This is a genomic window from Novosphingobium sp. KA1 (genome assembly GCF_017309955.1).
Lineage (GTDB): Bacteria > Pseudomonadota > Alphaproteobacteria > Sphingomonadales > Sphingomonadaceae > Novosphingobium.
Map to the genome: position 1 here is coordinate 567,078 of NZ_CP021247.1, position 11,473 is coordinate 578,550.

General features: G+C 65.4%; 6 protein-coding genes. 4 read left to right on the forward strand and 2 right to left on the reverse strand.

Annotation, left to right across the window (positions count from 1 at the left end; all coding sequences use genetic code 11):
* Positions 1 to 7: 7 nt before the first annotated feature.
* Positions 8 to 1,822, reverse strand: coding sequence for an alpha-amylase family glycosyl hydrolase (locus tag CA833_RS02890; RefSeq protein WP_207079187.1), 1,815 nt, complete (start codon positions 1,820 to 1,822; stop codon positions 8 to 10).
* Between the two features lie 167 nt (positions 1,823 to 1,989).
* On the reverse strand, positions 1,990 to 4,731 hold the full coding sequence (locus CA833_RS02895; RefSeq protein WP_242526356.1) for a TonB-dependent receptor: 2,742 nt from the start codon (positions 4,729 to 4,731) through the stop codon (positions 1,990 to 1,992).
* 326 nt (positions 4,732 to 5,057) lie between these two features.
* Between CA833_RS02895 and CA833_RS02900 the strand changes: the two genes are divergently transcribed.
* From CA833_RS02900 to CA833_RS02915, 4 genes are all read left to right on the forward strand, one after another.
* The gene (locus CA833_RS02900) at positions 5,058 to 6,098 is read left to right on the forward strand and encodes a LacI family DNA-binding transcriptional regulator (RefSeq protein ID WP_142632359.1); all 1,041 of its coding nucleotides are present in this window, start codon (positions 5,058 to 5,060) and stop codon (positions 6,096 to 6,098) included.
* A gap of 384 nt (positions 6,099 to 6,482) precedes the next feature.
* Positions 6,483 to 6,908: a hypothetical protein gene (locus tag CA833_RS02905; protein ID WP_207079189.1), complete on the forward strand. Its 426-nt coding sequence runs from the start codon at positions 6,483 to 6,485 to the stop codon at positions 6,906 to 6,908.
* A gap of 197 nt (positions 6,909 to 7,105) precedes the next feature.
* A complete protein-coding gene (locus tag CA833_RS02910; RefSeq protein ID WP_207079918.1) occupies positions 7,106 to 8,623 on the forward strand; it encodes an MFS transporter in 1,518 nt (505 codons plus the stop codon).
* A 152-nt stretch (positions 8,624 to 8,775) separates the two neighbouring features.
* On the forward strand, positions 8,776 to 11,406 hold the full coding sequence (locus tag CA833_RS02915; RefSeq protein ID WP_207079190.1) for a TonB-dependent receptor: 2,631 nt from the start codon (positions 8,776 to 8,778) through the stop codon (positions 11,404 to 11,406).
* The last annotated feature ends 67 nt before the right edge of the window (positions 11,407 to 11,473 follow it).

Below are 11,473 nucleotides of genomic sequence, written 5' to 3' on the forward strand. Positions count from 1 at the left end.
GAGTGGATCAGGGTTTGGCCGCGCAGACCGCAAAGCCGAGCGGCGGCAGGTCTACGCGCACCGAGCCGGGCGCGCCGGCCGTGGCGGCGCAGGCCGTGCCCGCCAGCGTCTCGAACGCGAGCGAGGCCGGATCGACGGCAACAGCTGCTGAAACCGGCGCGGTCGAGGTGTTGAAGGCCAGCAGCACCTCGCGCCCGGTCTCGGGATCGAAGCGGGAGACGGCGATGAGGCCGGGCTTGTCCGATGCCGCGCGGGTGACCGAACGGCCCTCGGTGAGCGCCGGGGTCTTCACGCGCAAGGCGGCAAGCTGCGCGATCAGGCGGTAGAGCGGATGGGCGGGATCGAAGCTTTCGGTGGCCGTGGTCTTGGCCGTGCCGACCAGCGCCTCGCCGTTGTAGATCGCCACTTTGCTGGCGAACATGTCCTGCCGCGAAAGCTGGTCGCCGCCCGCCCCTGTAAAGCCCTGCTCGTCGCCGTAATAGATCGTCGGCACGCCGCGCAGGGTGAGCAGCATGGCATGGGCCAGTTCGTCGCGCCTGAGCAGTTCGTCCGCGCCCATCGCCGGGTTCGCGGCCTTCAGGAACATCGCCGCGCGGCCGGCGTCGTGATTGCCCAGGAACGTCGGCAATTGCATCGCCGCCCCGGCGCCGCCTTCGTAGAGCCCATCATCCTCGGGCAGGCGCGCCAGTTCCTCGCTGCTGCCGCCGCCCGCCGCCTTCAGCACCGCGTGCATGAAGGCGAAGTCGAGCACGCCGGGAAGGCCCGCATTGCGCGTCCAGCTCGCCAGCAGCGCCGGGTCGTAGTCGCCGGTCATCACTTCGCCGAACACGTGGAAGTTCGGGATACCCTTGGCCGCCGCCCGCGCCTTCATGGCGGGGACAAACGCGCGCCAGAACTGCGGGTTCACATGCTTGGCGGTATCGATGCGGAAACCGTCGACGCCGTACCTGTCGATCCAGTCACCATAGATCGCGATCATGCCCTCGACCACGCGCGGGTTCTCGGTGGCAAGGTCGTCCAGCCCGACAAAGTCGCCGTACTGCGCGCTTTCGCCCTTCCAGTCGGTGTTGCCGCGGTTGTGGTAATAGATCGGCTCGTTGAGCCAGGCGGGCACTTTCACCCGCTCCTCGCCCCTCGGCACATAGGGGGTATAGGCGAAGGAGGGATCGGTCATCCGCGCCCAGTTCGCGGCGCCGGCATCGCCGTCACCGGCAAAACCGGGATTGATCGGCGCTCCGGCCACGCCACCTTTGCGCGAGAACGGGTAGTCCGCCTTCGAGCGGTAGGGATAGCCCTCGGCCTTGCCCTCCTTGTACTGGATCACGTCCGCCGTGTGGTTGACGATGATGTCCATGTAGACCTTCATCCCCCGCGCATGGGCAGCATCGACCAGCGCCTTGAAGTCCGCATCCGTGCCGAAGTGCGGATCGACATGGGTGAAGTCGGTGATCCAGTAGCCGTGATAGCCCGCGCTTTCATTGCCTTTCGGCCCCTGCACCGGCTTGTTCCTGAAGATCGGCCCCACCCAGATCGCCGTCGCGCCAAGGTTCTGGATATAGCCCAGCCGCTGCGTCAGCCCCTTGAGGTCGCCGCCGTGGTAGAACGCCTTGTCGGCGGGATCGAAGCCGGTGGTGAGCCTGTCGCCCTTCATTCCGCCCGCATCGTTCGACGGGTCGCCGTTCTCGAAGCGGTCGGGCAGGACGAAGTAGATCACTTCCTGCTCCGGCGTGCGGGCGCGCAGGTCTTCCAGCGGTCCAGCCATCGCGGATGGGGCGGCAAGCGATGCAGCCAGGGTCAGGAGAGAAGGAAGCAGGCGGTTCATCTCAGGCACTCTCCGATGTTTTTCGTCCCGACGTTTTCGTCATCGTCGCCCCGAAACCCGTTCGGGGGAAGCGGAACCGGGAATGGAGGGAGAGGGACTTCCCGGTTCCGCCCATTGCGATGCCGCCGGAGAGGAGGAGGTTCCCCGCACGGCACCGATAACTGGCCTCAGAACTTATACGTGAAGCCCGCCAGATAGCGCGCGCCGTAGCGCTGGTAGTCGATGATCTGGCGGTTATCGCCCGGATTGGTCGTCACGAACGGCGCATTGGTGAGGTTCTGGCCCTGAATGTAGAGCGAGAGCCCTTCGAGCGAACTGCCCGGCTGGAAGTCATAGCCGATCTGCGCATCGACGATCGTTTCCGGCTGGGCGCGGCGGCGCACGCGGTTGGCCGCGAAGCCCGAGACTTCACCGATGAAGGTCGAACGATAACGCACCGAGGCGCGGGCGTTGAAGCCCCACTTCTCGAAGAAGGCGGTGCCGTTGGCGACCCACTTCGAATAGCCCGGCAGCGCCGAGGCCGGTTCGCCCGGGGTCGGGTGGATCTTCGACTGGGTATAGGCCACCGAGCCGGTCACGCCGAAGCCTTCAAGCGCCGAGGTGAAGGCGTCGAACGGGATCGTGCCCGCCACTTCCACGCCGTAGAGCTTGCCGCCCTGCCCGTTGACCGGGATGTTGATCACCGCCGTCGGCGAGATCGTGTAGCCCGCGCCCGGATCGGGCAGCGCCAGCGTCGAGCTGTCGATCACCACGTCCTGGTTGTAGACGTAGCTCTTGAGGTCCTTGAAGAAGAACTGCGCGGCGATGTAGCCCTTGGCGGCGAAGTATTTCTCGAAGGTCAGGTCGAGCGCGTTGGCGCGCCAGGGACGCAGGTCCGGGTTGCCCGAGGAGCCGGTCACCTGCGCCACGCCATTGGTGAAGGTATAGCCATATTCCAGCGAGGCGCGCATGTCGTCGAGACGCGGGCGGATGATCTCGCGCGCGGCGGCAAAGCGCACCACGAAGTCGCTGGGCATGCGCAGCGAGAGGTTGAGGCTGGGCAGCACGTCGAGATAGTCCGTGCTCGAACGGCGCACCGCGTAGATGTAGGCGGGCGAGCCATTGGCATTGACCACCTGCAGCCCGGTGGCCGGATCGATGTTCGGCGCGGCGCTGCCGCCGGTCGAGTTCTGGTCGGTCCAGATCGCCTGCACGCCGATGTTGCCGGTCAGTTCCGAAGCGCCGATCTGCGAGCGGATGTTGGCCTGGAGATAGGCCGTCATCAGCTTCTCGCGGATCGCATAGCCCTTCGAGACCACGTCGCCGGTGGGGTTCGGCACGAGGTTGTAGATGCCGTCGCGAATCAGCGCGAGCGGGTTGTAGCTGATGACATTGCCCAGCCCGAGGTACTTGAGGTTGGTGGTGCCGAGCCGGTACTGCTCGGGCACTTCCACGCTGACGGTGCCGTCGGTATTGGCGGCAAGGCCGAGGAAATATTCCTCCGGCGTCAGCGTCTTGGAATGGTTGGTGTAGTTCATGCCCGCCTGGATCGAGCTGAAGAACGAGGATTCCAGCTCCTTCGTCACCTCGCTGCGGAACTGCCAGAGCTCGTCCTTGATCTTGCGGTTGTTGTAGTAGCCGTCCTGCCCGCCGTAGATCGCGGTGCCGTCGGTGCCGATCTGGGTGCCGCCCCAGCCTTGCGGGCTGGTCAGCAGGATCTGGCTCCAGTCGCCATAATCAATGTCGTGGGTGAAGGTCGTGCCCTTGGCGGCGCTGGTGAAGCCGATCGTGTCGGTGGCGCCGGTACCGGCGCGGCCGGTGCCCGAATAGCTCTCGACGTTCAGTTCGTTGCGGTCGGTCTTCGAATAGCTGGCATCGACCATCGCGCTCCAGCCATTGTCCCCCTTCCAGGTGTTGTTCCAGCCGAACGAATAGAGCTTGGCGTGGCGCTGGAACACGTCGTTGCGCAGCACGCCCTTGACGTCGGAGAAGCTGCCCGCGCTGACCAGCCCGTCCTCGACCGTGTAGCCGGGATCGAGCGTGGCCGAGGACCAGTAGAGCGGCAGTTCGATGCCGCGCTTGATCTGGTTGTCCTTGAAGTTCGAATAGAAGGCATCGACGGTCGAGGTGAAGTTGGGGCTCGGGCGCCACTGCAGGGTGCCGTTGAGGCCGAGGCGCTTGAGCTTGCTCGAGGTGTTGTACGACTTCGAGCCGCCGATCACCTTGTTGCCGTCGGCCGTGTCGGCATAGCCCCAGGCGTTGAACTCCTGCACCTGGTAGGGCTCGCTGTTGTAGCTGGCGCCCAGCGCCACGCCGAGGGTGTCGTTCGCGAACTGGTCGACGTACATGCCGTTGATGCGGTAACCCTTGTCGTCCGAGCCCTTGTTGAGCTTGCCGAGGTCGGCATAGACGCCGCGCGCGCCCACGGTGACGATGCGCTTGCCGGCATCGAGCGGACGGATCGTGCGCATGTCGACGGTGCCCGACAGGCCCTGGCCGACCAGGCTCGCCATCGGCGTCTTGTAGACGTTGACCGCGTTGATCACCTCGGAGGGATACTGGTCGTACTCGACCGCGCGGTTGTCGCCGGTCGAGGTCTGCTCGCGCCCGTTCAGCAGCGTGGTCGAGAAGTCCGGCGCGAAACCGCGGATCGAGATCGCGTTGGAGCGGCCGTTGACGCGCTGCGAGGTCAGGCCCGGCAGGCGGGCGATGGATTCGGCGATCGAGGCGTCGGGCAGCTTGCCGATGTCCTCGGCCGAGACCGATTCGACGATCTGCTCGGCGCCCTTCTTCTTGTTGACCGCCGATTCAAGGCTGGCACGAAAACCGGTAACGACGATCGACTGGGCCTCGGCGTCGGACGTCACGTCCCCGGCTTCCTGCGCAAGAGCGACATGCGGCGCGGCGACCAGGGCGATGGCGAGCGCCAGCGAAGACACCGTCTTCGGGCCCGACGAGAAAGCCAGCGAAGACACGGTCTTCGGGCGCGAGATAGGGTCGTGAAGCAACATCTGTGTCCTCCTCCAAAGTGACCGGCGGATCGGGGCAAATGTGCATCCCCAAGCGCCGTGGAAGGCCCGGTGGTTGTCCACCGCGACGCTTCCGCTCTCCCCCTGCTTAGGACGGGACAGGTGAATGCATAATATGGCATACGTATACGCAAGTGCCGGTAGGCCACGCGGCGTTGCCGTTCTGCCACCCTCATGAACAGGCGCAAGCGGCCGGAATTCCGGGCATTTACGGAAGGGGAAGACAGATGGGACGCAAGCCGAGCAACAGGCCGACGAGCTTCGACATCGCCTATCGCGCCGGGGTCTCGCAGCCCACGGTGAGCCGCGCGCTGCGCGGATCGAAGTCAGTCAGCGCCGCCACCCGCGCCCGCATCGAGGCCATCGCGCGGGAGCTGAACTACTCGGTCGACAAGAACGCCTCGTCGCTGCGCTCGCAGCGTGCCAACACCATCGCGCTGCTGTTCTTCGAGGAGCAGACGCCCGACGATTCGAAGATCAACCCCTTCTTCCTCGCCATGCTGGCATCGATCACCCGGCAATGCGCGAATCGCGGGCTGGACCTGCTCATCTCGTTCCAGAAGATGGAGGACGACTGGCACGTGCGCTATCAGGACAGCCACCGCGCCGACGGGCTGATCCTGCTGGGCTACGGCGACTACACGCTCTACGAAAGCCGCCTCGAACAGCTGGTCAGGCAAGGCACGCACTTCGTGCGCTGGGGTTCGGTGGACGATCGCACTATCGGCGCCACGGTGGGCTCGGACAATTTCGGCGCGGGCAAGCTGGCGGGCGAGCACCTGATCGGCCTCGGCCGCCGGCGCATCGCCTTTCTCGGCCAGGCGGACGAGCACTACCCCGAATTCGCCGACCGCTACCGCGGCCTGTGCACCGCCATGGCCGAGGCCGGCCTTGCCTGCGATCCCATGCTCCAGCGCGATGCGATCAGCCACGAGGAACTCGGCCAGCGCGCCATGCAGGACATCCTCGACAGCGGCGCCGGGTTCGACGCGGTATTTGCCGCCAGCGACCTCATCGCCATCGGCGCGATGCGGGCGCTGGCCGCAGCCGGTCGCACGATTCCGGGCGACGTCGCGGTGATGGGCTTCGACGACCTACCCGCCGCCAGCATGACCAATCCGCCGCTGACGACGGTGATGCAGGACCTCAAGGGCGCGGGCGAGCGGCTGGTCGAGACACTGGTCGCGCAGATCGAGGACACCCCCCTGCCCGCCCCCACCCTGCCTTCGCGCCTGATCGCGCGCGCGAGCACCCTGCCTGCCCGCTGAAGCTCTCCCCCCCTCCCTCTCCCCCACGCATTTCCAGACCGACACCGCACGCCGACCAAGAATGATGCCGATACTTCAATACCTTGAGAACACGACTTCCAGAAATCGACATATTCGGAAATCACAAAATACCAATCACGATTCAATTGATAAATTTTTGACAAAAATAATGTAATTTATACAAATAAAATTCCATGGCAATTTTACCAATATTGTCATAATTACCCCGCAATGCTATCGCAAAGCAATGGAAGTTCCGACGCGATTCGGAATCCAAAACCCTTTCAGAACGACATGATTTCATTCACGTTCTTCCAGACAGGTCTCTGGAAGACGGTCGGTCGCGTCATCCTTGCTTCCATGCGAGAGATGAGGAGAACCGCAATGGCTTTCAGATTGCTTGCATGCTCGGCAGCACTCGCGGTGCTGATGCCCGGCGCAGCGCCGGCTTCGGAAGAAACACTCACGACCGTCGTCCGCGGCCCCTATGGCAGCCTTCCGGCCTGGCTGAGCTTCGAGGGAACCCTGCACGAACCGCCCTATCGCGCCCGCATCGACATTTCCGATCTCCGTCTCGACCAGAGCGGCGACCAGGCCGTCATGGTCCACCGGGTCCGCATGGGCAGCGCCAAGATGTGCCGGCGCATCTACACCGCCGAACCGCAACTCGCCTACAACCCCGAACCCGCGATCCGGAATTGCCGCCGCGAGGCCGTTGCCGGCGCCGAGCCGCAGATGAACTCGGCCATCGACGCGGCGCGGCGCGGCGAACGGGTCGCCTATCTGGGCATGGCGCCCGCCGGATCCTGACGGTCCGCCAACCGGACGGACCATGAAGCTGGCCGTCACGGGGGGCCGTCACGAGAGACGCGCCGACCACGACCGAACCGTGCTCCACCGCGCCATGGCATTCGTATGCATCTTGCCCAAGCGCGCGCCCCATGCGAGGCCCGGCGTCACACAAACGCCGGGCCGCGATGCCTTGCGGAATCAGGGAAAAGGACGTGATGGATCAGGCGGTTTCGGGCGCGATCAGGGCTGAAAAGCCGCGGCAAGGCTGGGCGGGCCTGTGGAACATCAGCTTCGGCTTCTTTGGCATCCAGATCGGTTTTGCGCTCCAGAACGCCAACATGAGCCGCGTGTTCCAGTCGCTCGGCTCCGCGATCGACGATCTTCCCGCGCTGTGGATCGCCGCCCCGCTGACCGGCCTGCTGGTACAGCCGGTGGTCGGCCATTTGTCCGACAGAACGTGGCTCGGGCGGCTCGGACGGCGGCGCCCCTATTTCCTCGGCGGCGCGCTGCTGGCGACGCTGGCGCTGCTGGTCATGCCGGAAAGCAGCGGCCTCCTCATGGCGGCGCTGCTGCTGTGGATGCTGGATGCCAGCCTCAACGTCTCGATGGAGCCGTTCCGCGCCTTTGTCGGCGACATGCTGCGGAAAGACCAGCACACCGCAGGTTACGCCGTGCAGACCGCCTTCATCGGCGTGGGCGCGGTGGTCGGCTCGCTGTTTCCCTATGTCCTCGACCATCTCGGCGTCAGCAACGTCGCCGCCCCCGGCGGCATTCCCGATACCGTGCGCTTCAGCTTCTGGGCGGGCGGCGCCGCGCTGTTTGCCGCCGTGCTGTGGACGGTGCTGAGCACCCGCGAATATGCCCCGCACGAACTCGCCGCTTTCGAGGACGAGGACCCCTTCCACGCCCCCACCGCCGAGGCGCTTGCCGCGCGCAGCCCGCTTGGCGGCCTCGCCTGGATCGCCGCCGGTGCAGCGGTGGCGCTGGGGGTCTGGGCGTGGCATCTGGAAAAGGAAGTCTACCTGCTCGGCGGATTGCTCGCGGGCTACGGCCTTGCGGTGATCGCCGCGATCCTGCTCGCCCGCGCGGGCCGCAGCGCCTCGATGCTGGCCGGGATCGTCGGCGATTTTGCCGGCATGCCGCCGATCATGAAGCGCCTCGCCTTCGTGCAGTTCTTCAGCTGGTCGGCGCTTTTCATCATGTGGATCAACACGACCCCGGTGGTCGCGCAGTACCACTTCGGCTCGGCCGATCCCGCCAGCGCCGCCTATCAGCAGGCGGGCAACTGGGTGGGCGTGCTTTTCTCCGTCTATAACGGCGTCGCCGCCGTGGCCGCACTGGCCCTGCTGCCATGGCTCGCCCGGCGCATCGGCAAGGCCCGCACCCATGCCCTGTGCCTGACCTTTGGCGCCCTCGGCTTTGCCCTGTTCCTGGTGCTGCGCGACCCCCACCTGCTGGTGCTGGCCGAGATCGGCATCGGCATTGCCTGGGCGTCCATTCTCGCCATGCCCTACGCCATCCTCGCGAGCAGCCTGCCGCAGGCGAAACTCGGCATTTACATGGGTCTTTTCAACGTCTTTGTGGTGCTTCCGCAGCTGCTGGTGGCAACCGTGATGGGCTCGATCATGAAGGCTTTTTTCCCGCACGAGCCGATCTGGACGATGGCCTTTGCCGCCGCAACGCTGCTCGTCGCGGCTGTCGCTGCGCTGCGAATCAAGGCCCCGGCAGACTGATAGCGCTACCTTAAAACAGCGCCTCTCCCGATACCCTCGGCAATCCGCCATTTACCGCGATTCCCGGCGCTTCCGATGGCTGCGCGTTGACTTTCATGTCCGACAAATATAATTGTCCGATAAATAAGACATCTGCTTATTGGGAGGGATACGTGGACCTGAAGCTTCGCACCGCATTCCGTGCGTCCAGCGCGCTCGCCATCGCACTTGGCGTGCAGGCGCTTTCGCAGCCGGCATTTGCACAATCGACCGACACTGCAGCAGCCGACCAGAGCACCGCCGAAAACGACGCCATCGTTGTCACCGGCCTGCGCGCCTCGCTGCGGGACGCGCTCAACGCCAAGCGCGCGCAGACCGTCGTCACCGAGCAGATCAGCGCGAAGGACATCGGTGCCCTGCCCGACGTCACCATCGCCGATTCGCTGGCCCGCCTGCCCGGCGTCACCGCCACGCGCGATCGCGGCAACGCCAGTCAGGCGGCCGTGCGCGGGCTTGGCCCGCGCCTCGTGCTCGGCCTCATCAACGGCCGCGAGGTCGCCTCGTCCGAGCCCGACCGCAACGTCCGCTGGGAAATCTACCCGTCCGAAATCGTCTCGGGCGTGACCGTCTACAAGTCGCAGGCCGCCAACGTGATCTCGGGCGGCGTCGCGGCCACCATCGACATCCGCACCGTGCGCCCGCTCGATTACCAGGGCCCTGCCCTCACCGTGCGCGCCGGCGCGCTCTACAACGACGGCGGCAAGGACATTCCGGGCTATTCCGGCTGGGGTTCGCGCGGCAGCGCCCAGTACATCGGCCACCTGACCGACAATCTCGCGGTTGTCGTGGGCGGCACCTTCCAGCACCAGAAGAACGGCTACAACTCGTTCCAGGGCTGGGGCTACAACACCTACGACGTCAACGGCGCCTCGGCCCCCACGCTGAACGGCGAGCCGGTCAACGCCCCCTGGGGCGCGCAGACCGAGATCAAGGCGCTAAAGGAAACCCGCTGGTCCACCACCGGCGCGATCCAGTGGAAGCCGACCACCGACTGGGACATCAACCTCGACGTTCTCTACTCCAAGGTGAAGATCGACGAGAACCAGGCGCAGCAGTGGTACGGCCGCTCGAACGGCTGGGGCGACTGGGGCGGCACCATCGGCGCCCCCGGCGACATCTACCAGGACGGCAGCTACACCCTTTCGGGCAACACGATCACCGGCGCGACGCTGAACAACTACTCGTCGGTCACCAACGCGATCGCCAAGTACACCGAGGACAAGAACCTCTTCGTCACCGGCCTCAACGCCAAGTACGACGACGGCGACTGGACCGTGAAGTTCGACGCCTCGTACTCGCGCGCACGCCGCGACAATTCGTGGGGCGCGCTCTACGTCGACATGTGGCCCGAAAGCACGACGTTCGCCACCGGCCGTAACCAGGTGCCCAGCGTCTCGGTCAGCGCGAACACCGCCGACCTTTCGAACCAGGTCGTCTCGGGCGGCCAGTATGACGGCCCGCAGCGCCTCAAGGACGACCTCGGCGCCGGTCAGGTCGACATCTACCGCCATCTCGACAGCGGCTTCTTCACCGGCTTCGGCGCGGGCCTGCGCTATTCGAACCGCGTGAAGAGCTACGATGCCTACAGCGCCTCGGTCTCGGGCAGCGGCACGATCGATTCCTCGTACCTCACCGCCTTCGACGTCCACGGCTTCGACGTGCCCACGCTCGTCTGGGGCAACTACAAGACGCTGGCCGCCGAGTACCTCACCATCGGCACGCCCGTGCAGGACAAGTCGAAGTACTGGCGCGTCAAGGAGGACAACTTCGAAGGCTACCTGATGTCGGACTTCGCGGGGTCCTTCTTCACCGGCAACCTCGGCGTGCGCTTCGTCAACGTGGCGACCCACTCGAACGCCTTCTCGGGCCGCACCTACTGGGACGGCACGCAGAACGTGACCGAGTATTCGCCGGTCAACGACAACAGCAAGTACTTCCGCGCGCTGCCCAGCCTCAACCTCAACTTCGACCTGACCGACACGCTCAAGCTGCGTGCCGGCGCCGCCCGCGTGATCTCGCGTCCGCCGCTCGACGAGCTGCGCGCCAGCCTCGCGCTCAGCAACTATCCGCCGACCAACACCGCCTCGGGCGGCAACCCCTACCTGAAGCCGCTGATGGCGACGCAGGGTGACCTCAGCCTCGAGTGGTACTTCCACAAGGATGCGATGATCGCCGTCGCCGGCTACTACAAGGACGTGTCGAGCAACGTCGGCTATACCCAGACGCAGCAGGTCATCGGCGGCGAGACCTACACCGTCACCTCGCCGGGCAACGGCAAGGGCGGCCATGTCGCCGGTGTCGAAGGCACGATCCAGACGCCGTTCTACTTCCTCGGGATCGACAACTTCGGCCTCTACGCCAATGCCAGCTACGTCGATTCGAACATGAAGGAGCTGGCGCCGGCCAGCAATCCGTTCCCGGCGGTGGGCCTCACCAAGTTCACCGGCGAGTTCGACCTCTGGTATTCGGGCCACGGCATCGACGCCCGCGTCGCACTCAAGCACCACAGCCCGTTCACCGTGATCTACGGCTGGGATGCCTCGCAGCTGACCCGCCTCGAATCCGAGACGACGCTGGGCGCCAGCGTGTCCTACGCGATCAACAAGAGCATCTCGGTCCGCTTCCAGGCGAACAACCTGACCAACCAGGTCGCCCGCTTCTACTGGAACAACGACCCCGACCAGATCGCCCGCTACGAGAAGTATGGCCGCAGCTATCTGGCGGACATCACCTTCAAGTACTGATCTTCCAGATCGGGCCGCGCCTCCATCGCGGCCCTATAACCGGCCCGCCCATACGGGCCGTAACCTC

Coding starts and splice junctions, on each gene's coding strand:
- CA833_RS02890 (WP_207079187.1), bottom strand. CDS start 1,822: ATGAACCGCCTGCTTCCTTCTCTCCTGACCCTGGCTGCATCGCTTGCC.
- CA833_RS02900 (WP_142632359.1), top strand. CDS start 5,058: ATGGGACGCAAGCCGAGCAACAGGCCGACGAGCTTCGACATCGCCTAT.
- CA833_RS02905 (WP_207079189.1), top strand. CDS start 6,483: ATGGCTTTCAGATTGCTTGCATGCTCGGCAGCACTCGCGGTGCTGATG.
- CA833_RS02910 (WP_207079918.1), top strand. CDS start 7,106: ATGGATCAGGCGGTTTCGGGCGCGATCAGGGCTGAAAAGCCGCGGCAA.